Source organism: Streptomyces sp. NPDC024698, from assembly GCF_055559015.1.
This window is the reverse complement of the sequence record NZ_JBVHLK010000004.1, coordinates 259,557-284,633: the sequence shown is the minus strand read 5'-3', so window position 1 is coordinate 284,633 and position 25,077 is coordinate 259,557. Positions and strand designations below refer to the sequence as shown.

At 72.1% G+C, this 25,077-nt stretch carries 22 protein-coding genes; 9 read left to right on the top strand and 13 right to left on the bottom strand.

Going from position 1 to position 25,077, the window contains the following annotated elements; translation table 11 throughout:
- Window positions 1-7 precede the first annotated feature (7 nt).
- Complete coding sequence (locus tag ACZ4AA_RS12220) at window positions 8-919, bottom strand: SDR family oxidoreductase (RefSeq protein WP_467599612.1); 912 nt, start codon at window positions 917-919, stop codon at window positions 8-10.
- Window positions 920-1,015: 96 nt separating this feature from the next.
- On the opposite strand from ACZ4AA_RS12220, the gene ACZ4AA_RS12215 reads away from it, so the two are divergent.
- Entirely contained in the window at window positions 1,016-1,951 is a 936-nt protein-coding gene (locus ACZ4AA_RS12215; protein ID WP_467599609.1) for a cyclase family protein, read from the top strand.
- 498 nt (window positions 1,952-2,449) lie between these two features.
- Here ACZ4AA_RS12215 and ACZ4AA_RS12210 read toward each other — a convergent pair whose 3' ends face one another.
- From ACZ4AA_RS12210 to ACZ4AA_RS12195, 4 genes are all read right to left on the bottom strand, one after another.
- Window positions 2,450-2,914, bottom strand: a complete 465-nt coding sequence (locus ACZ4AA_RS12210) for an ATP-binding protein (RefSeq protein ID WP_467318543.1) — start codon at window positions 2,912-2,914, stop codon at window positions 2,450-2,452.
- A gap of 479 nt (window positions 2,915-3,393) precedes the next feature.
- Entirely contained in the window at window positions 3,394-4,389 is a 996-nt protein-coding gene (locus ACZ4AA_RS12205; protein ID WP_467599606.1) for an acyl-CoA dehydrogenase family protein, read from the bottom strand.
- Window positions 4,386-5,540 carry an acyl-CoA dehydrogenase gene (locus tag ACZ4AA_RS12200; protein WP_467599603.1) on the bottom strand — a complete coding sequence of 385 codons (1,155 nt, stop codon included), beginning with the start codon at window positions 5,538-5,540 and terminating at the stop codon, window positions 4,386-4,388. The genes ACZ4AA_RS12205 and ACZ4AA_RS12200 overlap by 4 nt, the downstream gene beginning before the upstream one ends.
- On the bottom strand, window positions 5,540-6,727 hold the full coding sequence (locus ACZ4AA_RS12195) for an amidohydrolase family protein (RefSeq protein WP_467599600.1): 1,188 nt from the start codon (window positions 6,725-6,727) through the stop codon (window positions 5,540-5,542). The genes ACZ4AA_RS12200 and ACZ4AA_RS12195 overlap by 1 nt, the downstream gene beginning before the upstream one ends.
- 167 nt (window positions 6,728-6,894) lie before the next feature.
- Here ACZ4AA_RS12195 and ACZ4AA_RS12190 point away from each other — a divergent pair, with 167 nt between their 5' ends.
- Window positions 6,895-8,427 carry a class I adenylate-forming enzyme family protein gene (locus ACZ4AA_RS12190; protein ID WP_467599597.1) on the top strand — a complete coding sequence of 511 codons (1,533 nt, stop codon included), beginning with the start codon at window positions 6,895-6,897 and terminating at the stop codon, window positions 8,425-8,427.
- A 44-nt stretch (window positions 8,428-8,471) separates the two neighbouring features.
- Here the strand turns inward: ACZ4AA_RS12190 and ACZ4AA_RS12185 are convergent, their stop codons facing one another.
- Together ACZ4AA_RS12185 and ACZ4AA_RS12180 are read right to left on the bottom strand one after the other, a co-directional pair.
- Window positions 8,472-8,984: an EF-hand domain-containing protein gene (locus tag ACZ4AA_RS12185; RefSeq protein WP_467599594.1), complete on the bottom strand. Its 513-nt coding sequence runs from the start codon at window positions 8,982-8,984 to the stop codon at window positions 8,472-8,474.
- A gap of 152 nt (window positions 8,985-9,136) precedes the next feature.
- Window positions 9,137-9,535, bottom strand: a complete 399-nt coding sequence (locus ACZ4AA_RS12180; protein ID WP_467599591.1) for an STAS domain-containing protein — start codon at window positions 9,533-9,535, stop codon at window positions 9,137-9,139.
- Window positions 9,536-9,933: 398 nt separating this feature from the next.
- Here ACZ4AA_RS12180 and ACZ4AA_RS12175 point away from each other — a divergent pair, with 398 nt between their 5' ends.
- Complete coding sequence (locus ACZ4AA_RS12175) at window positions 9,934-10,515, top strand: sigma-70 family RNA polymerase sigma factor (protein WP_467599588.1); 582 nt, start codon at window positions 9,934-9,936, stop codon at window positions 10,513-10,515.
- A gap of 107 nt (window positions 10,516-10,622) precedes the next feature.
- Window positions 10,623-11,897, top strand: a complete 1,275-nt coding sequence (locus ACZ4AA_RS12170) for a zf-HC2 domain-containing protein (protein ID WP_467600343.1) — start codon at window positions 10,623-10,625, stop codon at window positions 11,895-11,897.
- A 141-nt stretch (window positions 11,898-12,038) separates the two neighbouring features.
- On the opposite strand, the gene purU is transcribed toward ACZ4AA_RS12170, so the two are convergent.
- Entirely contained in the window at window positions 12,039-12,923 is an 885-nt protein-coding gene (purU, locus tag ACZ4AA_RS12165) for a formyltetrahydrofolate deformylase (RefSeq protein WP_467599585.1), read from the bottom strand.
- 111 nt (window positions 12,924-13,034) lie between these two features.
- Entirely contained in the window at window positions 13,035-13,535 is a 501-nt protein-coding gene (locus ACZ4AA_RS12160; RefSeq protein WP_467599582.1) for an SCO4402 family protein, read from the bottom strand.
- A 117-nt stretch (window positions 13,536-13,652) separates the two neighbouring features.
- Here ACZ4AA_RS12160 and ACZ4AA_RS12155 point away from each other — a divergent pair, with 117 nt between their 5' ends.
- Window positions 13,653-14,954, top strand: coding sequence for an ABC transporter substrate-binding protein (locus ACZ4AA_RS12155; RefSeq protein WP_467600340.1), 1,302 nt, complete (start codon window positions 13,653-13,655; stop codon window positions 14,952-14,954).
- Between the two features lie 61 nt (window positions 14,955-15,015).
- On the opposite strand, the gene ACZ4AA_RS12150 is transcribed toward ACZ4AA_RS12155, so the two are convergent.
- The gene (locus tag ACZ4AA_RS12150) at window positions 15,016-16,623 is read right to left on the bottom strand and encodes a hypothetical protein (RefSeq protein WP_467599579.1); all 1,608 of its coding nucleotides are present in this window, start codon (window positions 16,621-16,623) and stop codon (window positions 15,016-15,018) included.
- Between the two features lie 263 nt (window positions 16,624-16,886).
- On the bottom strand, window positions 16,887-18,272 hold the full coding sequence (locus ACZ4AA_RS12145) for a transcriptional regulator (protein WP_467599576.1): 1,386 nt from the start codon (window positions 18,270-18,272) through the stop codon (window positions 16,887-16,889).
- A 305-nt stretch (window positions 18,273-18,577) separates the two neighbouring features.
- On the opposite strand from ACZ4AA_RS12145, the gene ACZ4AA_RS12140 reads away from it, so the two are divergent.
- The 3 genes from ACZ4AA_RS12140 to ACZ4AA_RS12130 all read left to right on the top strand — a co-directional run bounded on the left by ACZ4AA_RS12140 (window position 18,578) and on the right by ACZ4AA_RS12130 (window position 21,707).
- Window positions 18,578-19,231: a bifunctional DNA primase/polymerase gene (locus tag ACZ4AA_RS12140; RefSeq protein ID WP_467599573.1), complete on the top strand. Its 654-nt coding sequence runs from the start codon at window positions 18,578-18,580 to the stop codon at window positions 19,229-19,231.
- Between the two features lie 68 nt (window positions 19,232-19,299).
- Entirely contained in the window at window positions 19,300-20,097 is a 798-nt protein-coding gene (locus ACZ4AA_RS12135; RefSeq protein ID WP_467599569.1) for an ABC transporter ATP-binding protein, read from the top strand.
- On the top strand, window positions 20,070-21,707 hold the full coding sequence (locus ACZ4AA_RS12130) for a transporter (protein WP_467600337.1): 1,638 nt from the start codon (window positions 20,070-20,072) through the stop codon (window positions 21,705-21,707). Before ACZ4AA_RS12135 ends, ACZ4AA_RS12130 begins: the two co-directional genes overlap by 28 nt.
- A gap of 3 nt (window positions 21,708-21,710) precedes the next feature.
- Here the strand turns inward: ACZ4AA_RS12130 and ACZ4AA_RS12125 are convergent, their stop codons facing one another.
- Window positions 21,711-22,589: an alpha/beta fold hydrolase gene (locus tag ACZ4AA_RS12125; RefSeq protein WP_467599566.1), complete on the bottom strand. Its 879-nt coding sequence runs from the start codon at window positions 22,587-22,589 to the stop codon at window positions 21,711-21,713.
- Window positions 22,590-23,273: 684 nt separating this feature from the next.
- On the bottom strand, window positions 23,274-23,966 hold the full coding sequence (locus ACZ4AA_RS12120; protein ID WP_467599564.1) for a metal-dependent transcriptional regulator: 693 nt from the start codon (window positions 23,964-23,966) through the stop codon (window positions 23,274-23,276).
- Window positions 23,967-24,314: 348 nt separating this feature from the next.
- Between ACZ4AA_RS12120 and ACZ4AA_RS12115 the strand changes: the two genes are divergently transcribed.
- Entirely contained in the window at window positions 24,315-25,070 is a 756-nt protein-coding gene (locus ACZ4AA_RS12115; protein ID WP_467599561.1) for an SIS domain-containing protein, read from the top strand.
- The last annotated feature ends 7 nt before the right edge of the window (window positions 25,071-25,077 follow it).

Sequence of the window (25,077 nt, the reverse complement as noted above, 5' to 3'; positions counted from 1 at the left end):
GACACGGCTAGGCGTTGGGGCGCGCCTTGTCCGCCGCGGCCCGCGCCATCGCCTCCAGCCGCTCCAGCAGCGGCATCGGATCGACGCCGACGGTCCCGGGCAGGAAGTCGGCGATCTTCTCCGGGGTCCAGGCGCCCTCGGCGTATCCGGCGCGCAGTTCGCGCGGCTGCGCCCATACGGCGATCTTGGGTCCGGCGATCGTGTAGACCTGCCCGGTGATGCGTTCCTCGCGGGCCCGGTCGGAGAGCAGGTAGACCACGAGCGCGGCCACGTCCTCCGGTTCGCCGATCTCCTTCAGCTCCATCGGCACGTTCGCCGACATGCGGGTGCGGGCGACGGGCGCGACGGCGTTCGCGGTGACCCCGTACTTGTGCAGCCCGAGGGCCGCGCTGCGCACCAGCGAGATGATCCCGCCCTTCGCCGCGCTGTAGTTGGCCTGCGCCACCGAGCCCTGGTGGTTGCCGCTGGTGAAGCCGATCAGCGTGCCCGAGCCCTGTGCGCGCATCACCGCGGAGGCCGCCCTGAACAGCGTGAACGTGCCCTTGAGATGGGTGGCGATCACCGGGTCCCACTCCTGCTCGGACATGTTGAACAGCATCCGCTCGCGCAGGATGCCGGCCACGCACACCACACCGTCGATCCGCCCGTACGACGCGAGCGCGGTGTCGACCACCCGCTGCCCGCCCGCCATCGTCGAGATGTCGTCGGCCACCGCGACGGCCTCCCCGCCGGCGGCCTCGATCTCCTTGACGACGGCCTCGGCGACCGAACTCGTGGGCTCGGCGCCCTCGACGGACACGCCGTGGTCGTTGACGACGACACGCGCGCCCTCGGCGGCCGCGGCGAGGGCGACCGCCCTGCCTATCCCCCGGCCCGCGCCCGTGACGGCGACGGCCTTGCCCGCAAGGAAGTTCCCCATGCCCGGCCCCTTCCCGCTGTTTCTGACGGTCCGTTAGATTCAACTCGGATTCTACGACCCGTCAGATACCTGGAGACAAGCCCCCGGGGAGGACTCATGTCGCGGCCGACGCTTCATCCGGAGTTCCACGAGATCGCCGAGCGCGTCAACAACTGGGGGCGCTGGGGGGACGACGACGAGATCGGAACGCTGAACCTCATCACCGACGAGGTGGTGCGGGAGGCCGCCGGGACCGTGCGGACCGGACGCCGCGTACCGCTCGCGCTGCCGCTCCAGCAGGACGGGGTGCAGACCGGGATGATCCCCGGACGGGTCAATCCGCTGCACGCCATGGTGCAGATCAACCAGGAGATCTTCGGCCCCGGCACGGTGGCGTGCAGCGACGACGCGGTGACCATGGGCCTCCAGGCGGCCACCCACTGGGACGCGCTGCCCCACGTCTCGCACTCCGGCCGGCTCTACAACGGACGCCCCGCCTCCACCGTCACCCCGCACGGCGGCGCCGAGTTCGGCGGGATCGACAAACCGCGGCACATCGTCTCGCGCGGTGTCCTGCTCGACGTGGCACGGGCGCGCGGCGAGCACCGGCTGGCCGGCGGACACGCCGTCACCCCCGAAGACCTGGAGGCGGCGGAGGAGTTGGCGGGCACGCGGGTGAGGGCGGGCGACATCGTGCTGGTGCGGACCGGCCAGATCCAGGTGTATCTGGCGGGCGACAAGCACGGGTACGGCTATCCGTCACCGGGCCTGTCGGTGCGTACGCCGGAGTGGTTCCACGCGCGCGATGTCGCGGCGGTCGCCAACGACACCCTGACCTTCGAGATCTTCCCGCCCGAGATCGAGGACCTGTGGCTGCCCGTGCACGCGCTCGACCTGGTCGAGATGGGGATGCTTCAGGGCCAGAACTGGAATCTCGAAGAATTGTCCACAGCCTGTGGACAAGAAAGCCGGTACGCCTTCCTGCTGTCGGCGATGCCGGAACCCTTCGTCGGCGGCACCGGCACACCGGTGGCACCCGTGGCGATCCTCTGACGATCCGCCCGCCCGACGGCGGCCTCAGGGCCCGGCCCGGTCAGGGGCGGTCGGCGGCGCGCCTCCCCCACTCTCGACTGCGCCCGGCCGGAAGGTCCCCACCTCGCCCCGGGCACGGCATCACGCGCCGCCATCCGTCTCCGGCGCACCCGCCCTGCCTCCCCTGACCGTGGGGGAGCCGACGCCGAATCGCGACCCGCACTCGCCGAGGGCTCCCGTCACCGGAGCCCTCGCCGTCCCCTCGCGGCGAATCGCTGAACACAAGCGTGATCAAACGGACACGCCACGTCAACACCTGATCGGTGATTTACGGTGTTCCACCCTATTTGAGACAGCGCGTACGGAAGCACGACCCGGCGCATTCGGCCACGACCGCGGCCGTGTACAGCACTTTCGTGCATACATGCACAAAAGCGAGATGGGGCGCGGAAGACGCGGGATCTCCTCGGCGGCCCTGGCCGCCGATACGGCGACCAGGGAAGGGCCGGTCCGGCCGCCTCAGACGGCCTCGTACGCGAACCCGCCGTAGGCGCCGTACGGGGAGTCCTGCGCCGCGCCCGAGGCGCAGCGGTCGAGTTCGCACCAGATGCGTTTGCCGGCGCCCTCGGGGCTCCAGCCCCAGCGGTCCGCGAGGCCGTCGACCAGTTCCAGGCCGCGGCCGTTGGTCTCGTCGCCGTCCGCGTGCCGGGGCATCGGCGGCCGGGCGCTGGAGTCGGCCACTTCGAGGCGCACGGTGGCGGCCCCCGCGCCGCCGCCCGGCAGGCACAGGCGCAGCACGGCCGGACACCCGGTGTGCACCACGGCGTTGGTGACAAGTTCGGAGACGAGCAGGATCAGCGTCTCGGCGAGTGGTTCATCGGCGTCTATCCCGGACCCCGCGAGCCTCGAACGGGCCCACCGCCGGGCTCGCCCCACCTCCGCGGGGTCGGGCCGGATCTCCAGCTGCACTTGAAGCACCTGCACCGCTCACACCATCCGAACCGGCGGACACATCGCCTCGCGCCTCACAAGGGCCACGATCGTAGCCATTTTCTGCATGGCCAGAACAAGGATCACGGAACGTGATTCCCTTGCGAGACAGCATGGTTGACGTACAGTCACCCCAACAAGCGCTTCGGGCATATTCCAGCGCGAAGGAGTACGCGTGCGGCATACTGTGCGACGCTCGCCACGGGGAGTCGAACAGGCAGGTGCGGGGGTCCGCCCTGCCGTACGAGCGGCGCGCATCGCCGGGTTCGGCGCGGCCTCGGGGGCAACACCGGGATGGCTCAGCCTCAGAACCACTCGCATCCCACACAAGGTACCGGAGCCCGGCGCCGACTCCAGGCCGTGACAAGTCACGCCTAGGACACAACACGGTCTCAACGCTCCGTGATCCCGCTCTGCCACGATCCGCGACATCCGTCCGCGTTCCTCCCGCGCCGCCCCAGCACAGCGGCCCTCTACACCGTCCGGGCCACCAGATCCTCGGCCAGCTCCTCCTCGCTCTGCGTGAGGCCGCCCGCACGGTGTGTGCGGATCCATGCCCTCTTCAGATGCAGATGGACGTCGGACTCCCAGGTGAAGCCCATGCCGCCGTGTACCTGGAGACAGTCGCGGGCGCCGCGCACGGCGGCCTCGTCGGCGAGCAGACGGGCCGCCGCGATGTCCGCCGGGTCGGCCGTGACCGAGGCCGCGTAGACGGCGGCGCGGGCCGTCTCGACCCGCGCGAGCATGCCCGCGCACAGGTGCTGCACGGCCTGGAAGGCGCCGATCGGCCGCCCGAACTGCTCACGTGTCCGGGCGTGTTGCACGGCGCTCTCACAGGTACGGGCCGCGCTGCCGAGCTGTTCGGCGGCGGTGAGGAGCGAGGCGACCAACCGGTCCGGCGCGCGGGCCCCCCGGGGTGCGCCGCCCGCGGACCGGTCGCCGGCGCCCGCGGGCAGCCGGTGCAGGGGGGTCAGCGGGTCCACCGATGCCAGCGGCAGGGCGCCGGTGGCGTCGCCCCGTACGACATCGGCCTCGTCCAGCCATTCCACCAGTCCCCCGTCGACGCGCCCTTGGGCGTGCCCTGCCTCCACGAGTCCCCCGTCGGCGGACGTCACCACCACCTCCCCGGTGGCCGCTCCGGGCACGGAGCCCGCGGCGAGATGGGTGGCGACGAGCGGGCCGGGCAGCAGGACCCGCCCCGCCTCCTCGAAGGCCAGCACGGCCTCCGGGAGACCCTGCCCGACACCGCCCCTCGCCTCGGGCAGGCGCAGCGCGAAGAACCCGGCCGCGCCCAGCTCGCGCCACAGCCCCCGGTCGAGCACACCCCCGCCCCCGGGAGGCTTCCCCTCCGCCCGGTCCACGGCCGCGCGCAGCTCCTCCCGCCCGAAGCGGCCCTCCAGAAGGGCGCGTACGCCCTGCCGCAGGGCCCGTTGGTCGTCCGTGAGCCGGAAGTCCACCGTGAAGCTCATCTCCCCTTGGGAAGGCCGAGGATCCGCTCGGCCACGATGTTCCGCTGGATCTGCGAGGTGCCCGCCGCGATCGTGTACGACAGGGACGACAGCCGGTCCAGGGTCCACTCCCGCCCCAGGTCGAGGGACTCGGGCCCGAGGACCTCGGCGGCGGCGTCGAACAGCTCCTGGCGGGCGTGCGAATAGCTCAGCTTGAAGACCGAACCGCCGACGCCGGGCACGCCCCCGGTCCCCTGCGCCTCGCTGACGTTCCACTGGGTGAGCCGCCACAGCGCGCGGAACTCGGCGTTCAGCCTGCCGAGACGGCGGCGCAGCACGGCGTCGTCCCAGCGGCCGTTCTTCCGCGCCTCACGGGCGATCTCGGACAGCACCCGTCGGCAGGCGACCACTTCGCCGACGAAGGCGGTGCCGCGCTCGTAGGAGAGCGTCACCATGGTCACGCGCCAGCCGTCGTTCTCGGCCCCGACCCGGTTGGCGACCGGGACGCGCACCTCGTCGAGGAAGACCTCCGCGAACTCGGTGGAGCCCGCGAGCGTGCGCAGCGGACGGACGGTGATCCCGGGCGCGTCCATCGGCATCGCGAGCCAGGTGATGCCCCGGTGCTTGCGCGCCTCCGGGTCGGTGCGCACCAGCAGTTCGCACCAGTCGGCGACCTCGGCGTGGGAGGTCCAGATCTTGGACCCGCTCACCACGTAGTCGTCGCCGTCGCGCCACGCGCGCGTGCGCAGTGCCGCGAGGTCGGATCCGGCGTCGGGTTCGCTGAAGCCCTGGCACCAGACCTCCTCGCCGCGCAGCACGGGCGGCAGCCAGCGCGCCCGCTGCTCCGCGCTCCCCTCGGCGGCGACGGTCGGCCCGGCGTGCAGCAGCCCGACGAAGTTGGCCCCCACGTAGGGGGCGCCCGCCTTCTCCGTCTCCTCCAGGTAGATGAGGTGCTGGGTGGGCGTGACACCCCGGCCGCCGGCGTCGACGGGCCAGTGCAGGCCCGCGTAGCCGGCGTCGTACAGCATCCGCTGCCAGCCGAGGTCGTACGCCCGCCGGGCGGGCCAGTCGTGCGGGGACGGTTTCGGCGGCAGTGCCGGAAGGACCACGGCGAGCCAGTTCCGCAGGCGCGCGCGGAACTCCTCCTCCTCGGGCGTGTACGTCAGGTCCACTACAGGTCCAGGTCGAGCATGCGGATGGCGTTGCCCCGCATCAGCTTGTGGACCGTCTCCTCGTCGAGGCCCTTCACATGGTCGAGGGCGACCTCCTTGGTGTGCGGGAAGGTCGAGTCGACGTGCGGGTAGTCGGTCTCGAAGGTGGCGTTGTCACGGCCCACCACGTCCAGGGACGCGATCCCGTGCTTGTCGCGGAAGAAGCAGCAGAAGATCTGCCGGTAGTAGTACGCCGACGGGGGCTCCGGGATCAGGTCCCTGACGCCGCCCCAGGCGCGGTGCTCGGACCAGACGTCGTCGGCGCGCTCCAGGGCGTACGGGATCCAGCCCATCTGGCCCTCGGAGTAGGCCAGTTTGAGGCGCGGGAACTTCACCAGGACGCCGCTGAACAGGAAGTCCATCATCGAGGCCATGGCGTTGTTGAAGGACAGCGAGGCCTGGACGGCGGGGGGCGCGTCGGGGGAGGCGGCGGGCATCTGGGAGGAGGAGCCGATGTGCATGTTCACGACCGTCCCGGTCTCCTGGCAGACCGCGAAGAACGGGTCCCAGTGGCCGGAGTGGATGGAGGGCAGCCCCAGGTGGGTGGGGATCTCGGAGAAGGTGACGGCCTTGACGCCCCGGGCGGCGTTGCGGCGGATCTCGGCGACCGCGAGATCGATGTCCCACAGCGGGATGAGGCACAGCGGGATCAGCCGGCCGCCGCTGTCGCCGCACCACTCCTCGACCATCCAGTCGTTGTAGGCCCGCACACAGGCCAGGGCGACCTCCTTGTCGTGGGCCTCGGCGAAGGTCTGGCCGCAGAAGCGCGGGAAGGTGGGGAAGCAGAGGCTGGCCTCGACGTGGTTGAGGTCCATGTCCTTGAGCCGCTCGGCGGGGTCCCAGCAGCCGGGCCGCATCTCCGCGCGGGTGATCCCCTCCAGCGTCATCTCGTCGCGGTCGAAGCCGACGGCGGCGATGTTGCGCTTGTACGGGAACCTCAGGTCCTCGTAGATCCACCAGTCGGTCGGGGGGCCGTCCGGGTCCATGGTGATCCGGTACTTGCCGCCGACGTAGGCGAGTTCACCGATTCCCGCGGTGAGCGGCTTCGGGCCCCGGTCGCGGTACTTGCGCGGCAGCCAGGTCTCGAAGAGGTGTGCCGGCTCGATCACATGGTCGTCGACGCTGATGATGCGCGGCAGTTCGGTCATGGTCCCCTCCGCCTGGCGTACGTTTCTGATGACCCGTCAGATCCATCTGCTCAAGCAGGCTAGCCCCGCGCCTATGGACCGACAAGGCGCCGAGCCCTACGCTCTGCCCACGATCTGACTACCCGTCAGTTACATGGGAGCCGAAGGAACCGTCCCAGGGGGCCGACGTGAACGACACCGCACATGCCCTGAGTTCCGCGCGCACACTGTGGGAACTGGTCGACCGCCGGGCCGGCCTCACCCCCGACCGGCCCGTCCTGCTCCAGGAGGACCGGTCCCTGACCTTCGGCGAGCTGCGCGACCGCGCCGAGCGGGTGGCGGCGGGCCTCCACGAGCGGGGCGTACGCCCCGGCACGGTGGTCGCCTGGCAGCTGCCCACCCGGATCGAGACCGCCGTGCTGTCCTTCGCGCTGGCCCGTCTCGGCGCCGTGCAGTCGCCGGTCATCCCCTTCTACCGCGACCGAGAGGTCGGCTTCGCCCTGCGGGAGTCGAAGGCCGAGTTCTTCGCCGTGCCGGGCGAGTGGCGCGGCTTCGACCACACCGCGATGGCGCACCGGCTCGGCGCGAGGAACGTCTTCGAGGCGTACGAGGAACTGCCCGAAGGCGACCCCGCCGTCCTGCCCGCCCCGCCGTCCGACGGCACCTCCGTCCGCTGGATCTACTGGACCTCGGGCACCACCTCCGACCCCAAGGGCGTGCTGCACACCGACCGTTCACTGATCGCGGGCGGCTCCTGCCTCGCCCACGCGCTGCACCTGTCCGAGAACGACGTGGGCTCGATGGCCTTCCCCTACGCGCACATCGCCGGGCCCGACTACACCGTGATGCTGCTGCTGTACGGCTTCCCGGCCGTGGTGTTCGAGCACTTCGCGCTGCCCGCCGCCCTGGCGGAGTACCGCCGGCACGGCGTGACGGTGGCGGGCGGGTCGACCGCGTTCTACTCGATGTTCCTGGCCGAGCAGCGCAAGCGGCCCGGCGAGCCGGTCATCCCCACGCTGCGGCTGCTCGCGGGCGGCGGGGCCCCGAAGCCGCCCGAGGTCTATCACTCGGTGGTCCGCGAGATGGGCGTGCAGCTCACCCACGGGTACGGGATGACCGAGGTCCCGATGATCACGATGGGCGCGCCGGACGACACCGCCGAGAACCTGGCCACCACGGAGGGCAGGCCCCCCGAGGGCATGGAGATACGGATCGTGGACGCGGCGGGCACCGCCCGGCCCGCCGGCGCGGACGGGGACGTACGGCTCCGCGGGGAGGCCGTGTGCCAGGGATATCTAGACCCGGCGCAGACCGCGGAGGCGTTCGACGGGGACGGGTTCCTGATCACCGGGGACGTGGGGCATCTGACCGGGAGCGGTCATCTCGTGCTCACCGGCCGGGTGAAGGACATCATCATCCGCAAGGGCGAGAACATCTCCGCCAAGGAGATCGAGGACCTGCTGCACCGGCACCCGGCCGTCGGCGACGCCGCCGTGATCGGGCTGCCCGACGCCGAGCGCGGGGAGCGTGTCTGCGCGGTGGTGGAGCAGCCGCCGGGGGCGCCGGAGCTGACGCTGGCCGCGGTGACGTCGTATCTGCGCGGGGAAGGGCTGTCCGTGCACAAGCTGCCGGAGCAGCTGGAGGTCGTGGACGCCCTTCCGCGCAACGAGGCACTGCGAAAGGTACTCAAGTACCGGCTCAGGGAACGCTTCTCGGGGTGACCCCCGCCCCGGTCCCGCCCTGCCTGCCGTTCTGGCCGGTCCGGTTATTCCGGGACGGTGAAGTAGCGGGCGAAGGCGGTCACGATCTCCGGCTCGCCGATGCGTCCGTCGGTGTCCGTGTCCAGGGCGCCGGCCACGGTGGCGGCGAGGCTCTCGCCCACTCCGAGCGCCCTGAGGACGCGGGTGGCCTCCCCGACCGTGGCCGCGCCGTCCCCGTCGGTGTCCGCCACGGCGAGGGCCGCGTGCAGGAAGGGGCGGGCGATCTCGGCGAACCGCTCGGGGTTGTCGCGCAGCCGCTTCACGGCGCCGCTCACGAACTCCTCGCGCGTGATCCGCTGGTCGCCGTCCCGGTCCGCTATCCCCGCCATGCCCTGCCAGAACGCCTCGGCGCCGACGTAGAGCGCCTGGCCCTTGTCCGACCGGGCCGTCGTGCCGAACTCGGCGAGCACGGCCTTGGCCGCGGCACTGAAGTCCTCCCGGTCGATGTAGCCGTTGCCGTCCTGGTCGAAGCCGGCGAACCGGGCGGCGATCCTGCGCTCGTACTCGGAACTGACCATGGGTGTTCGGCCCGCCTCACTTCTCAGCCGGCCTCGGCCGGACTGCGGTTCATCTGCCACGGAGCGTACGACGCCCGAACCGTCCGGCGGGCCGGAAAGCGACGGTTGTACCGCGACCGGGAGAATTCCCGGACAACGGCGTCGCGATGCCGTCAGGCCGACAGCGGGCGGGACTCCTCGTCCCTCGCGGCGTCGACGTCGGGGTAGACGTCGAAGAGCCGGCGCACCCCGAGGGCGCCGAGGACACGGTTCACATGGGAGCCGTCGGCCGCGCCCCGGGCGGGCAGGATCAGCCGCAGGCGCCCGCGGCAGGAGCGCATGAGACGGCGGGCGGCGATCAGGACGCCGACACCGCTGGAGTCGCAGAACACGACCTCGGACAGATCCAGGACGACGCTGTGCCGGCCCGCGGCGACCACGTCGTGGACGCTCTGGCGCAGCGCCGGCGACGTGACGAGGTCCAGTTCGCCCGACACCCGCAGCACGGCCCACTCGCCGTCGGTCACGTCGGCCACGTCGGTCACGTGGGTCACCTTGAGCGTCACCGCCACGCCTCTCGCTCGCCTCGCCCAGCAGAAACGGAAGCACTCCGTACGCTTCCTTCCAGCGCGGCTGCCCAGCCGTAGTTCCATGAAACACGGATCGCGCCAGGAAGAAACGCCTGTCTACGGTCGAAAATGCTTCACGATGGTTCTCTTTCGGTCGCATACGGCCAGCTACGGTCAGGCTGAGGGGTGGAAGCGGCGCGCTTCTACCATCCACCGCCCGCCCAGGGGCGCACATTGACGCAAAGGGGCGTGCGTTGTCGGACGTGCCGACTACATTCAAGACAGCGGTCGCGCACAGGCTGGACGACGGCACCGCATGACGGGACAGAGGCAGGGGACACGGCCGGCACAGCGGCCGAAGGCAGGGACAGGCGCCGGGCACGACCAGGTGAGGGGGCCGCATGGCGACGCAGGACGCACCGCCCCGCTGGGACCGCAGGATGCAGCAGCGGCTCTCGCGCGGTGAGGCGGCCGCGCTCGGCGAGCTCTACGACCGGTTCGCCTCGCTGGTGCACGGTCTGGCCCATCGCGTGCTCGGGGACGAACGGGCCGCCGACGGGATCACCCGCGAGGTCTTCACCCACGTCTGGGAGAACCCCGACGCGTACGACCCCACCCAGGGGCCGCTGCGTTCCTGGGTCGCCACACTGACCCACCGTCTGGCCGTGCAGCGCCTGCGCGCCACCGAGACCGCCGCGCTCGCCCAGGGCGGCGACGGCACCGCCGAGGAGCTGGAGCGCAAGGTCCGCAGCGCGTCCGTCGCCGCCCGCGCGGACTACATCGTCACCTCCATGCCCACCCCGCTGCGGACCGCGCTGGAACTGGCGTATTTCCAGCGCCGCGACTACCGCCAGGCGGCCGCCGATCTCGGCGTCACCGAGGACGAGGCCCGCCGCCGGCTCCGCCTCGGCCTCCAGCTGCTGTCCACCGCCCACGACGCCGGGCCCTCCGGCGCGCCACCGGAACCCGGGGGTGCGCGGTGAGCCGGGAATCCGGCCGGTTCGCCTCGTCCGACGACGAGGAGGGGCGCGAGAACGGCCACGAGGGCGTGCACGGGAACACGGACGAGAACGAGGACGGGCACAGCGCGATGCGTGAGGACGGGCACGAGGACGCGGGAGGCGCCGGACCGCGGCCGGGCGGGCCGGCCCGCATACCGCCGCCGCGCGCCTCGGTGGAGGACACCGGGCTGCCGTTGCCCGAACCGGTCCCGGCGCCGCTGGTCCTCGAACACCGGGTCCTGAAGTCGCTGCTGGGCGCCTGGGCGCTGGCCGCCTGCTCGGCCGACGAGACGACCGCCGTCGAGGAACACCTCGGGCACTGCGGCTCCTGCGCGGAGGAGGCGCTGCGGCTGCGCGAGGCGGTCGGACTGCTGCACCCACCGGAGAGCCTCGACCTGGACCCGGCCCTGCGCACCCGTGTCCTGACGAGCTGCCTGGACCGGCGCCCGCCGCGCATCCCGGTCCCCGGGTGGGCCGCTCCGTACGACGCGGAGACCGCCCGGCTCGACGCCCTGCTCCAGGACATCGGCGGCTCCGAATGGCACGCGCCCGTGCGGCTGCGCTGGTTCGAGGGCGACCGGCCCGTGAGCCGCCGTACGACGGTCGCCGGGGTCATCGCCCACCTGCTGAGCGTCGACGGACTGGTCGCCGTCGCGCTGGGCCTGGAGGACCCCCTCGGCGGGACCGGCGAGCAGGGGCCGACACCGCAGGAACGCACCGAGACGTACTGGCGTTCCACGCGCGTCCCGCACACCCGGTCCGTGCGCGGGCCCTGGCGGGAGCAGAGCCACGACATCGTGCGGACGGCGTCGTTCGTGGAGGAGGGCGCCCCGGCCGCGGGCGGGGTCGCGGGCGGGGAGGCCTCCGGGCGGCTCACCGTGGCCTACGGCGGTTTCGAACTGCCGCTCAGCGACTCGATGCTGGACCGGGCCTTCGAGTGCTGGGTGCACGCGGGGGACATCGCCGACGCGGTGGACTACCCGTACGAACCCCCGGCTCCCCGGCATCTGCACCGGATGATCGACCTGGCCGCGCGGATGCTGCCCCTCGCGCTCGCCGAGCGGCGCCGGGCCGGCCTCGCCGACCGGTCGGTCCGCCATCTCGTCACCGCGGGTACCCCCGGGCGCAGTCTGCGCCTGGAGATCGAGGGCTCCGGGGGCGGCGAATGGCTCATCCCGCTCGACTCGCCCGGCGCGGTGGGCTCCGCCGATCACGAGGTGGCTCATGTCGCGCTGGACGGGGTGGAATTCTGCCGCCTGGCCGCCGGCCATGTGTCCCCCGAGGAGGCGGCCGCCGGACAGGACGGCGACCGCGAGGTCATCAGAGACGTCCTGTTCGCGGCCGCGTCGCTGAGCCGGATGTGACCCGCGGACCGGACGGTCGGACATGTTCGGGCGGTCGGGCGGTCTGAGGCAGGCCTGAGCGGCCGGCCGGGCAACGCTCGGAGACAGGCCTGAGCAGCCGGACAGCCGGACGGTCAGCGGTCAGCGGTCAGCGGTCAGCGGTCAGGCGAAGACGACCGTGCGGCGGCCGTTGAGCAGGATGCGGCGCTCCGCGTGCCACTTCACCGCGCGGGCCAGCGCCTGGCACTCCACGTCACGGCCGATGGCGACCAGCTGGTCGGGGGTGACGTCGTGGCCGACCCGCTCGACCTCCTGCTCGATGATCGGGCCCTCGTCGAGGTCGGCGGTCACGTAGTGGGCGGTCGCGCCGATGAGCTTGACCCCACGGGCGTGCGCCTGGTGGTAGGGCTTGGCGCCCTTGAAGCTCGGCAGGAAGGAGTGGTGGATGTTGATGATCCGGCCGCTGAGCTGCTTGCACAGGTCGTCCGAGAGGACCTGCATGTAGCGGGCGAGGACGACCAGCTCGACGCCCTTCTCGCGCACCAGCTCCAGCAGCTGCGCCTCGGCCTCGTCCTTCGTGTCCCTCGTCACCGCGATGTGGTGGAAGGGGACGTCGTACGACCCCACCAGCTCGGCGAAGTCCGTGTGGTTGGAGACCACGGCAGCGATGTCGACGGGCAGCGCGCCGATCCGCGCCCGGAAGAGCAGGTCGTTCAGGCAGTGGCCGAACTTGCTGACCATGAGGACGACCCGCATGCGGTCCTCGGCCCGGTGGATCTGCCAGTCCATGTGGAAGGCGTCGCCGATCGCCGCGAAACTCGCCCGCAGTTTCTCCACCGTCACCGGCGACTCCGCCGAGAAGTGGACGCGCATGAAGAACAGACCCGTGTCCTGGTCGCCGAACTGCTGGCTGTCCACGATGTTGCAGCCGGTCATGAACAGGTAGCTGGACACGGCGTGCACGATGCCCTGCTTGTCGGGGCACGACAGCGTCAGGACGTACTGCTCGGCGGCGGGCGCGGTCCCGCGGACGGACGGCTCATTCATGCGGGACAGGGTTTCACACCGGACGCCCGCGCAGGAGTGCCGTCCCGCCACGCGGACGCCGCCGGGCACGCCTCACGGCCGCCGGACCAGGGCCGACGGCGGTGACGGCGGCTATGCCGACCGCGTCAGGATGCGCAGGACCTCCAGGGTCCGCGGAGGCGTGTCCGGGTCCTCCCCGTCGCTCGACGCCATCCGTACGTGCGCGGCGCGCGCGGCCGCCAGGGCGTCCGGCCATGCCTGGTGGTCGAGATAGGCGGAGACCGGCGCGTCGGGACCGACCTGGTGCATGATCCGCAGGACCCGCAGGACGGCGCTGTCCACGAGGGCGGCCTCCTGGGAGTCCCGGAAGATCGTGCCGACGTATTTCTCGGCCGACCAGTTGTCCAGCCAGGTGTCCTCGACCAAGCGGTACACGGCGTCCGTGACGTCGCCGTATCCGTCGACGCCGGCGAGCCAGACGTCTCTCTGGAACACGGGGTCGGAAAGCATGTGCAGCGCGGAACGCACATTGCTGCGCCAGCGCCACCACGGCATGTCGTTCAGTGGCATGCCGCCCATGGTGGAGGAGCGACGGCCACGGCGGGAAGAGTTCTCCGAGTCTTGCACGGTCACCGATCGTACGTTCCTTGTGAAAAACAGTTCATCGACCCCTGCAATTCACCTCTGCGTCACCCGGTGTCGACCGCGAGTCACACCAAGGTTTCTGGTGTGGGGGAATCGTGCATGCCCATGACCGGTAGGCGACGTACCCGCACCACCTCCCCCACTCCGCCCCGGCCCCGCAAGGCCAAGCTGCTGTACGCGAGCGCCTTAGTCGCATGCGCGTCGGTCGCCGTCGGATGCGGGGTCATCCCTGGTGCCACGGGGGGCTCCGGGGATGGCCCCGTCAAAGTGATGACCTGGGCCCCCGAGAAGACCAACGCGACGAACAAGCCCGGAATGCCGGCGCTGGCGAAGGCCTACGCGCGCTGGGTCAACGCCCACGGCGGCATCAACGGCCGGCAGCTGGAGATCATCACCTGCAACGACCACAACGACCCGGTCGACGCCTCGCACTGCGCGGAGCGGGCCGCGGACGAGAAGGTCGTCGCGGTCGTGGGGTCCTACAGCCAGCACAGCCGCGCGTTCCTCGCTCCGCTGGAGAGCGCGGGCATCCCCTACATCGGAGGCTTCGGGGTCACCGACGACGAGTTCACCAGCCCCATCTCCTATCCCGTCAACGGCGGTCAGGGCGTCCTGCTGGCGGGCCTCGGCGAGCAGCTCGGCAAGAACTGCGGACCGGTCTCGCTCATACGCCCCGACACCATCGCGGGTGACGAGCTCCCGGTGCTGCTCGACGCCGGCCTGAAGGCGCTGGGGCACCCGCAGGCCGCGGACCAGCGGGCGGCCGAGGACGCCACCGAGTACTCCCGGCCGACGCAGCTGGCGCTCCAGCACGCGACGTCCGAGCCCGGCCGGCAGGGCTGTGTGGTCCCCGCGCTCGGTGACCGCACGAACACGTTCATGGACTCCTTCCGGCGCGACAGCGCGGACTACCGCAAGGTGCACACCGGAACGGTCATCGGCAGCATCGACCAGTCGCAGATCGACGCCACCGGAGGCAAGTCGGGCCCCTACGAGGGTTCGTACGTCACCGGCTGGTACCCGACCGCGAACGACGCGCGCTGGTACCCGATGCGCGCGGTGCTCAAGGAGCAGGCGTTCGGCGACAACCGGATCGACCCCGCCGACGCCGGGGTGCAGACCACCTGGATCGCCTACACCGTGCTCAAGAAGGTCATCGAGTCCCTCGGCGCGGGGGAGATCTCGGCCCTCACCATCCGGCGCGAGCTCGACGACGGCCTCAAGGTGAGCACGGGCGGACTCACGCCCACCCTCAGCTGGCGCTTCGACGCGCAGACGGCGGCCGCCGACTTCCCGCGCCTGGTCAACGCCGACGTCACCTTCCAGGTCATCCGCGACGGTCAGCTGACCTCGCAGCGGGGCGGGTTCGTCAACATGGCGAAGACGCTGTCCAACGCGGACCAGTAGGCGCGACGAGAAGCCCGGCCCCCTCACCGTTCGGTGAGGGGGCCGGGCTTCTCGTCGTGGGTCACAGCTGGGTGCGGGTCCGCTGCGTCAGGCCGTACTTGGACGCGATGGCGTTCCACAGCCCGGCGGCCTTCTCCTTCTCGGCGGAGGCCGTGCCGCTGGCCGCGTCGCCGGCCTGGGTCTGCCCGGTGGTGCGGGCGTGACCCTTGTGGCAGCCCTTCTTCCCGTTGCCGACCTGGTCGGCCCAGGCCGCGTAGTGGTTGTCGGCCGCCGCGGAGGCCTTCCAGGCATTGGTGAGGGAGGTCGACAGCTGATCGTGGTTCGGCAGCTTGTCGACCGCGAGGGAGGAGAGCCGGGTGACCAGCTCGCCGCGCTGCTTGGCGGCGTCCCGCAGATCACCGGCCGCCTGGCCGAGGTTGTTGCACGCCTTCACGTTCGCCACGGCGTTGATCACCGAGCCGCGGCTGTTGGAGCTGTCCGCGAGGAGCTTATCCAGCTCTACGGCCTGCGCCTTCACCGGATCGGCGGCGGCCGAGGAGCCCTGCGAGGCGGGCGCGGTCGCGGCCACCGTCTTGCCGGTGTCGTCCGTGCCGCCGCCTCCGCCTCCGCCGCCGCTGAGCAGGGCGCCGGCGCCGACCCCGAGCACGATGATGCCGACGCCGACCGCCGCGATCACCGGGACGCGCGAGCCGCTGCGGCCACCGCCGCCCGCGTCGGACGGGCCGCCGCGGCGGCCCGCCGCCCGGCCTCCGGGCCCGCCCGGGCCGGGCTGGGCTCCGTACATGTCACCGGCGCCGCGCGGGGCCTGCGGGGGCCCCGCGTCGATACGGGGCAGCGTCTGGGTCGCTCCGGCCGGTGCCGGCTCGGTGCGGAAGAGATTGTCGAACTCCGCCGGGGGCTGCCGCTCCCCCGGAGCGCCGGCGGGCATCCCGTAGCCCCCCGACGGCTGCGCGGGCACGGGCGGGATGTACTGCGTGGCGTCGGCGTCCGAACCCCGCGCCTGCTGTCCGAGGTACTGCGGGATGCCGGTCCCGGACTCCGGGGGCAGCGCGCCCGGACCGACCGGCGGGATGAACTGGGTGGCGCCCTCGTCCGGCGCGGCGGCGACCGGCGGTATGAACTGCGTCGCCCCCTCGTCGGCACCCGGGGCGGCCGGTATGTACGGGATGTACTGGGTGGCGCCGTCCTCGCCGCCGGGCGGAAGCGGAACGCCCTGCTGCTCCTGGGACCCGTAGGCGCCGTAGCCGTCGTATCCGGAGGCGGCGTGCGAGCCGTGCGCCCCCGGCGCATAGCCGTTCCCCGCGCCGTACGCCGAGGACGGCGCGCTCTCGGGCGGCAGGGGCGCGGAACCGGATCCCGGCTGCCCGAAGCCCTGCGCCTGCTGTGCGCCGTGCGCGTCCGGCGCCGCCCAGCCCGCGGAATCGGAGGGCACGGAGGCACCCCACGACTGGGTGGCGTTCACCGGTGCCCCCCAGCCGTCACCGGACCGGGGCGCCTGGGCGGCCGACTGGTCGGGGCCCCACTGGCCGCCCCAGGCCGGACCGCCGGCCGGGGCCGCGCCGTCACCCGTCGTGCCCGGCAGCAGCGGCTCGCTGCCGTCGGAGGGCAGCACGATGCCTTCGCGCGCGGGCCGCGCCGAGGGCTCCTCGCCCTGTCCACTCTGCGTCACCGGGACTCCTACGAATGGGGGACCTTCGGAATCATCGGCTCACGCTACCGGGTCCCCGCGACCCCTTGCTACGCAGCACCTGAGGTGACCGCCGCACTGTGTGACAGGGGTAACGAAACGGCCCCCGATTGCGCTGTATCTCACTCCCTTCCCCCACCTCGCCCTCGTTTTCCCGGAGTTCACGTCGGTACGGGCCATATGTTCACGGGAGCGGGGCCGGAAGCCGCGGAAGAGAAATGATCACACCCCGCCCCCGGGAACGCTCACGCCGCCGCCTGGAGCTCCATGCGCGCCCCGAACTCCCGCACCACGGCCTCGTCCCGGAACGGCTGGAGGCGCTGTTGCAGATCCTCCAGATACTCGGCGCCGCGGTTGGAGCGGAGCGTGCCGAGGAGTTCGACGGCCCGCAGACCGGTGTGACAGGCCTGCTCCACCTCGCGCTGCTGCACCTGCGCCGTGGCGAGCAGGACATAGCCGATGGCCCGGCGGCGGGCACGCGACTCGGGAAGGCCGGCCAGGGACTCCTCGGCGCACCGCGCGGCGGCCTCGGCCTGGCCGAGGTCCCGGTGGCAGTGGGCCAGTTCGTCGGCCAGATAGGCCTCGTCGAAGTGCGCGATCCACGCCGGGTCGTCCCCGGAGGCCGCGTCCGCGTTCTCCAGGGCGGTGACGGCCCGCCCGGAGGCCACCTGCGCGGCGCGCGCGTCGCCCATCAGCGCGTGCCCGCGCGCCTCGGCGGCGTGGAACATCGACTCCGCCCGCGGGGTCACGCGCCCGCGCGATCCTTCCTGGGCCGCGCGGGCCAGCTGCGCGATCTCGCGGGGATTGCCGAGCTGGGCGGCCAGGTGGCTCATGGACGCGGCCAGGACGTAGCCGCCGTAGCCGCGGTCGCCGGCCGCCTGCGCGAGCCGCAGCGCCTGGATGTAGTAGCGCTGGGCGAGCCCGGGCTGGCCGGTGTCGATGGCCATGTACCCGGCGAGCTCCGTCAGCCGGGACACGGCCGCGAACAGCTCGCGTCCGACCGCCTCGCGGTAGGAGCCGGCGAGCAGACCGGAGACCACGCTGTTCAGGTAGTGCACGACGACCGGCCGCACGTGCCCGCTGCCGTACTGGTGGTCGAGATCGACGAGGGCCTGGGTCATCGCGCGGACCGCCGCCACGTCCGAGAGCCCGACGCGCGGGCCCGCCGACCTGGCCACCTGCGAGTCGGGGGAGGAGATCAGCCAGTCGCGGCTCGGCTCGACGAGCGCGGAGGCGGCGACGGACGACCCGGACAGGAAGTCCCGCCGTCCCACATCGCTGCGCCACAGCTCGCAGACCTGCTCGATGGCGCCCAGTATCGTCGGCGAGAACTGGAGGCCGACGCCGGACGCCAGGTTCTTGCCGTTTGCCATGCCGATCTCGTCGATCGTGACCGTCCTGCCGAGCTTGCGCCCCAGCGCCTCGGCGATGATCGCCGGGGCCCGCCCCCGGGGCTGCTGACCGCGCAGCCAGCGCGCGACGGACGTCTTGTCGTAGCGCAGGTCGAGCCCGTGCTCCGCTCCGCACATGTTGACCCTGCGGGCCAGCCCGGCGTTCGAGCAGCCCGCTTCCTGGATGAGTGCCTGAAGCCGCTCGTTCGGCTGCCTGGCGATCAGAGGCCTTGCGGCCATGGCGTACCCCCCTGTGGCTGCGGTGCCTGTCCGCGCACCGAGTTGACGTGCCTCACCGGCCGGTCGCGTCCGGGCGGCCGGCCAGGAAGATCAATGCCCCGCAGACATACCGAAGATGCGGGACATGTGAGGATTGCCGGGGTAAGGGAGCTCGCCCGACCCCACCCCTGGTTACCCGCTCCCGGCTGCCGTTCCCCCCGCGCGCCCCCGCACGTGCATCCATGCGCCCCGGGCGGGGAATCGATGCTCCTCCCCCGCGCGCGTGTCCCCCGTAACCCGGGGTGGACGCGGGAGTTGAGGTCCACGTGGAAGAGACCATCGCAGGCACCGAGTCCGCACAGATCCCCCAGCAGCGTGGCGAGTCGCTGCGGGAAACCGCCGTGCGCTATGCCGAGGAACGCCACTGGGACGTGTTCCCCGGCACCTGGCTGGAAGCGGCCGGCGGGGTGCAGCTCTGTTCCTGCGGCGATCCCGCCTGCGCCGCGCCCGGCGCGCATCCGGCGCGCGAGGACTGGGCGAACCTGGCCACCGGCAGCGCGACCGTCGCGCGGCGGCTCTGGTCGTTGCAGCCGTCGGCGTCGATCCTGCTGCCCACGGGGCGTACGTTCGACGCGATCGAGGTGCCCGAGTCGGCCGGGTTCCTTGCGCTCGCCCGGATGCAGCGGATGGAGCTCGCCCTCGGCCCGGTGACCTGCACCCCGGACCGCCGTATGCACTTCTTCGTGCTGCCCGGCGCGGCGGCGAAGCTCCCCGATCTCGTACGGGCGCTGGGCTGGCCGCCGGCCTCGCTCGACCTTCGCACACTGGGCGAGGGCGCCTACGTGGCCGCGCCGCCGACCCGGATCGGCTCCCGGGGTGCCGTGCAGTGGGCCTGCCGTCCGACTCCCGCGAACCGCTGGCTGCCGGACGCGGAGGAGCTGATCTCCCCGCTGGCCTACGCGTGCGGACGGGACCGGTAGGACCGACCGGCGGGGACCGGTACCGGTTCTCGGCCCGTCCGGCGGGCGTACGCGCTTAGGGTGCCTGTATGAGCGAGGGAGCGAAGGACGGCGGTGTGCCCGCCGTACGTGTGCGGGGGCTCTGGAAACGGTTCGGTGAGCAGGTCGCCGTGGCCGGGATCGATCTGGAGCTTCCCTCGGGGCAGTTCATCGGGCTCGTCGGGCCGAACGGGGCCGGCAAGACCACCACGCTGTCGATGGTGACCGGGCTGCTCAGGCCCGATCAGGGCACCGTCGAGGTCGTCGGTCACGACGTCTGGCGCGACCCGGCGGAGGTCAAGGCCCGGATCGGCGTGCTGCCCGAGGGACTGCGGCTCTTCGAGCGGCTCTCGGGGCGCGAACTGCTCGCGTACAACGGGCGGTTGCGCGGCCTTCCCGGCGCCGAGGTCGACAAGCGCGCAACCCAGCTCCTCGACGTCCTCGACCTCGCCGGCGCCCAGCACAAACTCGTCGTCGACTACTCGACCGGCATGCGCAAGAAGATCGGTCTGGCCTGCGCGCTCCTGCACAACCCCGAAGTCCTCTTCCTGGACGAGCCGTTCGAGGGCGTGGACCCGGTCTCCGCGCAGATCATCCGGGGCGTTCTGGAGCGGTACACCGCCTCCGGCGCCACCGTCGTCTTCTCCTCCCACGTGATGGAGCTGGTCGAGTCGCTGTGCGACTGGGTCGCCGTCATGGCGGCCGGACGCATCCGGGCACACGGTCCGCTCGCGGACGTACGCGGCGGCGCGCCCTCGCTCCAGCAGGCCTTCCTGGAACTGGTCGGCGCACACGGCCGCGGGACCTCGGCCGACCTGGACTGGCTGGGCGGCGGGGCTCCCCGGTGAGCGCCGCGACCGGCGTCTCCACCGCGTCGATCACCCCCGTCGTCGTCCGCCTGAAGCTGGCGCTCCTGCGCAACGGACTGCGGCAGTCCGCCGGGCGGCGGGCCGCGTTCGTCGCGTCCACGGTCCTCGTGCTGCTCTTCGCCGTGCTCCAGCTGATCGGCCTGATCGCGCTGCGCGGCAACACGCACGCCGAGGCCGTCGGTGTCCTGCTCACGGTGATCCTGGCCATCGGGTGGACGGTGATGCCGCTGTTCTTCCCCAGCGGCGACGAGACGCTCGACCCGACGCGGCTGGTGATGCTGCCGCTGCGGCCGCGGCCCCTCGTCCGGGCGCTGCTGGCCGCCTCCCTGGTCGGTGTCGGCCCGCTCTTCACGTTCTGCCTGCTGCTCGGTTCGGTGATCGCGGTCGCGCACGGGGCGGCCGCGTACGCGACGGCGGTGGTCGCCCTCGTACTCGCCCTGCTGGTCTGCGTGGCCCTCGCGCGGGCCGTCGCCGCCGCCAACATCCGGCTGCTGTCCAGCCGCAAGGGCCGCGATCTGGCGGTGCTCAGCGGGCTGGTCGTCGCGGTCGGCGCCCAGCTGGTCAACTTCGGCGCGCAGCGGCTCGGTTCGACGGGCGGACTGGCGAAGCTCGACCCGGTGACGGACGTGCTGCGCTGGATCCCGCCGGGGTCGGCGGTCGGCGCGGTGGACTCGGTGAGCGAGGGGTCGTACGCGGCCGGGATCGTCCAGCTCGCGCTGTGCGCGGCCGCCCTGGCGGGGCTGCTGGCGCTCTGGTCCCGCCATCTGACCCGGTTGATGACCTCGCCCGACGGGTCCACGCTCCAGGCCGCGGAACCCGCGGGGCGCGAGCGCGGCCCGTCGGGGCTCGGGCGGCTGCTGCCGGCCGGACGCACCGGCACGGTCATGGAACGCAGCCTGCGGTACGTGTGGCGTGATCCGAAGACGAAGGCGGCCTGGGTGACCTCGCTGGCCATCGGTCTGATCGTGCCGGTGTTCAACGCGCTCCAGGGCACCGGCTCGGTGTACTTCGCCTGCTTCGCGGCGGGGATGCTCGGGATCCAGATGTACAACCAGTTCGGGCAGGACACGTCCGCGTTCTGGATGGTCGCGCTGACGATCTCCTCGACCCGCGACGCCTATGTCGAACTGCGCGGGCGCGCGCTGGCCCTGCTGCTGATCACCCTGCCGTACGCGACGCTCGTGACCGTGGTGACGACCGGGCTGCTCGGCGCCTGGGCGAAGCTGCCCGAGGTGCTCGGCCTGTCCTTCGCGCTGCTCGGCGCGATGCTGGCCACCGGCGCGTGGTCCTCGGCCCGCTTCCCGTACTCCATCCCCCAGGAGGGCTACAAGAACGTGGCCCCCGGTCAGGGCGGTCTCGCCTGGATCGCCATCTTCGGCGGCATGATCTCGGCCGCGCTGCTCGCCGCCCCCGTCATCGCCCTGACGATCTGGCTGAACGTCAGCGCCGGCGGTGACCGCTGGACCTGGCTGCTGCTGCCGGTGGGCGCGGGCTACGGGGCGCTGATCACGCTGCTGGGGCTCAGGCTCGCGGCGCCCCGGACGGCGGGGCGGCTGCCGGAGATCCTCACGGCCGTCAGCAAGGGGTGAGGCTCATCGGCTCCTGCCGGTGAGCACTCCGTCGAGAAACGGCTCGATCGCGCCGCGCCAGGCCTCGGGCCGGTCGTAGTGGACGAGGTGGCCGGCGTCCGCGACCTCCGCGTACTGGCCGCGCGGCAGGACCCGGACCATCTCCTGGGACTCGGCCCGGCCGAGCTCGCCGTCGAGGCCGCGGACGACCAGGGCGGGGCACTGGACCTGGGCGAGCTCCTCCCAGTGGGCGTCGTACACCCAGGTCTGGCGGGACTTGAGCATCTGTTCGGGTGCGAAGACGGGGCGCCAGCCGTCGGTGGACTCGTGCATCACCTCGGCGTAGAACTCGCCGCGGGCGGGATTGCGGCGCTCCACCCAGGGATCGTCCTCGCCGAACCACTTCCGTACGTCGGCGAGGGTGGCGAAGGGGACGGGCCAGGCCTTGAACCAGTCCTCCCACTCGCGCTGGGAGGCGGCGCCGAGCGCGGAGGCCCGCATGTCGCAGATGATCAGCGCGCGGACGAGATCGGGGCGCTTGGCGGCGAGCTGCCAGCCGGTCAGGGCGCCCATGGCGTGACCGATGACGACGGCCGGTCCGAGGCCGAGCTGGTCGAGGGCGGCTTCGGCGTCCTCGACGTAGGCCTCACGGGTGTACTCGGCCTCCGGGGCCTTGTCGCTCTGGCCGTGGCCGCGCTGGTCGAGGGCGACGGCGCGGTGCCGCTCGGAGAGCCAGCGGGCGGTGGACGCCCAGTGCGAGGCGCGGCCCATGAGGCCGTGCAGTAACAGCACGCCGGGCGCCGCGGACGCCCTCGGCCGGTCCTCGTCCTTCGGGGGATCGGCGAACTCCCAGGCGGCCAGGCGCACTCCGCCCGCTCCCGTCACGTCGATGCGCCGCACCATCGGTAATGGCACCCCCCTAGCTCGCTCGGACCGCCGCGCACCAGCGCTTCCCTGCCGGTCCACCCGTACGCTTCCTGCCGCTGTTCCCGCCGTGCCGGTCGATGTCCCTCGTGGGCTCCCGCCACATCGTCACGTTATCGAATGCGGATTCGAAAATGGCCTTTCCGGCCGCAACACCCCTCGTTCGAGTGACCGCCCACCAGGATTGACGGCCGTCGCCCGGGGGAGATCTTCAGCGGGAGGCGGACCGCTCGGGGAAAACGGTCCGAAGGGAATGACCCTGGGAGCTCGGGGCTCCGGGTCAGCACAGGGGAGGACAGGCCCCGGCGCCGTAAGGCGCCGGGGCCCTCGCCACGTCTGCGGCACATCCTCACGCCCCCTCTCCGACCGTGCGCCATCGCTCCCGGACACGGTCAAGAGCCCTCAGGTCATATGCCTCACGCGACAGCCTCGCACGCAAACGGTCGCGGCGCTGCGATTCGGCACACTGAATCTTGGTTTCGACATGGTCGCGAAAACATCACAACTGCCTCTGCCGTCACAGCAGTTGACGCGCCCGAGGCGGGTACGGGACGGGTGGGTCCCAGGGTGTCCGGCGTGCTCCCGGACGCCGACGTGGAGGTCAGCGGCTGCCGGCCTCCGGGTCTGCGCCCGGGAGCTGCCCCTCGCGGGTACCGGAAGGAGTCAGCGCTTGGCGACGAACACGTGCGAGGCGACGTCCGGCTCCAGCTCCGCGGCCTCACCGCCGCTGCCGACGAGTACCCCGCCGGCCGACTCCGTCACGCTGACCACGGAGCCGGGCTGCACGCCCGCCCGCCGCAGCGTGTACATCAGCTGGGCGTCCGTCTGGATCGGCTCCCCGATCCGCCGTACGACGACGGTCTTGCCGTCCAGACCCGGGTCCAGCTCGGACAGCGAGACCATGCCCTCGTCCAGGAACGGGTCCGCGCCGTCCTTCTCGCCCAGTTCCTCGAGGCCCGGGATCGGGTTTCCGTACGGCGACTCGGTCGGGTGACGCAGCAGCTCCAGCACCCGCCGCTCCACCGCCTCGCTCATCACGTGCTCCCAGCGGCAGGCCTCCGCGTGCACCTGCTCCCACTCCAGGCCGATCACGTCGACGAGCAGACACTCGGCGAGCCGGTGCTTGCGCATGACACGCGTGGCGAGCCTGCGTCCCTCGTCCGTGAGCTCCAGATGCCGGTCGCTCGCCACCGCCACCAGGCCGTCGCGCTCCATCCTCGCCACGGTCTGGCTCACCGTCGGGCCGCTCTGGTCGAGGCGCTCCGCGATCCGGGCGCGCATGGGGACAACGCCTTCCTCCTCCAGCTCGAGGATGGTGCGGAGATACATCTCCGTGGTGTCGATCAGTCCGGACATTCGTGCCCCTCGATTAGCTCTGCCGGAGACTCGATGGCCCACCGGCTTGTGCGCTGGCCCTGAACTCAATTCTGACGCATAGCACTGACAACCGTGCCTCGCCGTCCGAACCGCTTGATACCGATCGCCCCGGAATCCGCGGGAACAGGGCTCCCGGCCCGCCCGCGCGCGCCTCCGCGTCGCGCCCGTGAGCGCCCCGCAAGCCGTATTGACAGGGCAGTGGTCCAGACCGCAACGTGATCCGCGACACGACGGGAGTACGGCCACGCCGGGCGACCGGTTCAGCCGTCCACCCGCCCTGCGCCGACGAGACGTCCAAGCCGACGAGACTTCTAAGGGGCTTCGCCGATGAGCGACAGCAAGCTGGCCGGGCAGTTCTTCGACGCCGCGATCGGTCTGCTGCGGCAGGTGAGGGACGAGGACGCCGGGGAGATCGAGGCGGCCGGGGCGCTGATCGCCGACACCGTGGTGGACGGCGGCCGGCTCTTCGCCTTCGGCGCCGGCCATTCCTCGCTCGCCGCGCAGGACGTCGTCTACCGCGCGGGCGGTCTCGCCCTGATGAACCTGCTCACGGTGCCGGGGGTGGTGGGCGTCGACGTCATGCCGGCGACCCTGGGCTCCGCCCTGGAGCGGGTCGACGGTCTGGCGAGCGCGGTGCTCGACTCCAGTCCGCTGCGCTCCGGCGACCTGCTGGTGATCATCTCGCTCTCGGGCCGCAACGCGCTCCCCGTGGAGATGGCGATGAAGGCGCGCGCCCTGGGGGTGAAGGTCGTCGGCGTCACCTCCGTCGCCTACGCCACCGGGACCTCGTCACGGCACGTGTCCGGCACCTACCTCAAGGACCACTGCGACGTCGTCCTCGACTCGCGCATCCCCATCGGCGACGCCGAGCTCACCCTGGACTCCATCGAGGCCCCCTTCGCCCCCGCGTCGACCGTCGTCACCTCGGCCCTCCTCCAGGCCGTCATGGCCACCGCGGCCGGCGACCTCGCGGACCGCGGCGTCGAACCGCCCCTGCTCCGCTCGGGCAACGTCGACGGCGGCCACGCGTGGAACACCCGGGTGATGACGGAGTACGGGGACCGGATCTTCTACCGGCGCTGAGGGCGCA

Coding starts and splice junctions, on each gene's coding strand:
- ACZ4AA_RS12220 (WP_467599612.1), bottom strand. CDS start 919: ATGGGGAACTTCCTTGCGGGCAAGGCCGTCGCCGTCACGGGCGCGGGC.
- ACZ4AA_RS12215 (WP_467599609.1), top strand. CDS start 1,016: ATGTCGCGGCCGACGCTTCATCCGGAGTTCCACGAGATCGCCGAGCGC.
- ACZ4AA_RS12205 (WP_467599606.1), bottom strand. CDS start 4,389: ATGAGCTTCACGGTGGACTTCCGGCTCACGGACGACCAACGGGCCCTG.
- ACZ4AA_RS12195 (WP_467599600.1), bottom strand. CDS start 6,727: ATGACCGAACTGCCGCGCATCATCAGCGTCGACGACCATGTGATCGAG.
- ACZ4AA_RS12185 (WP_467599594.1), bottom strand. CDS start 8,984: ATGGTCAGTTCCGAGTACGAGCGCAGGATCGCCGCCCGGTTCGCCGGC.
- ACZ4AA_RS12175 (WP_467599588.1), top strand. CDS start 9,934: ATGGCGACGCAGGACGCACCGCCCCGCTGGGACCGCAGGATGCAGCAG.
- ACZ4AA_RS12170 (WP_467600343.1), top strand. CDS start 10,623: ATGCGTGAGGACGGGCACGAGGACGCGGGAGGCGCCGGACCGCGGCCG.
- purU (WP_467599585.1), bottom strand. CDS start 12,923: ATGAATGAGCCGTCCGTCCGCGGGACCGCGCCCGCCGCCGAGCAGTAC.
- ACZ4AA_RS12155 (WP_467600340.1), top strand. CDS start 13,653: ATGACCGGTAGGCGACGTACCCGCACCACCTCCCCCACTCCGCCCCGG.
- ACZ4AA_RS12145 (WP_467599576.1), bottom strand. CDS start 18,272: ATGGCCGCAAGGCCTCTGATCGCCAGGCAGCCGAACGAGCGGCTTCAG.
- ACZ4AA_RS12135 (WP_467599569.1), top strand. CDS start 19,300: ATGAGCGAGGGAGCGAAGGACGGCGGTGTGCCCGCCGTACGTGTGCGG.
- ACZ4AA_RS12125 (WP_467599566.1), bottom strand. CDS start 22,589: ATGGTGCGGCGCATCGACGTGACGGGAGCGGGCGGAGTGCGCCTGGCC.
- ACZ4AA_RS12120 (WP_467599564.1), bottom strand. CDS start 23,966: ATGTCCGGACTGATCGACACCACGGAGATGTATCTCCGCACCATCCTC.
- ACZ4AA_RS12115 (WP_467599561.1), top strand. CDS start 24,315: ATGAGCGACAGCAAGCTGGCCGGGCAGTTCTTCGACGCCGCGATCGGT.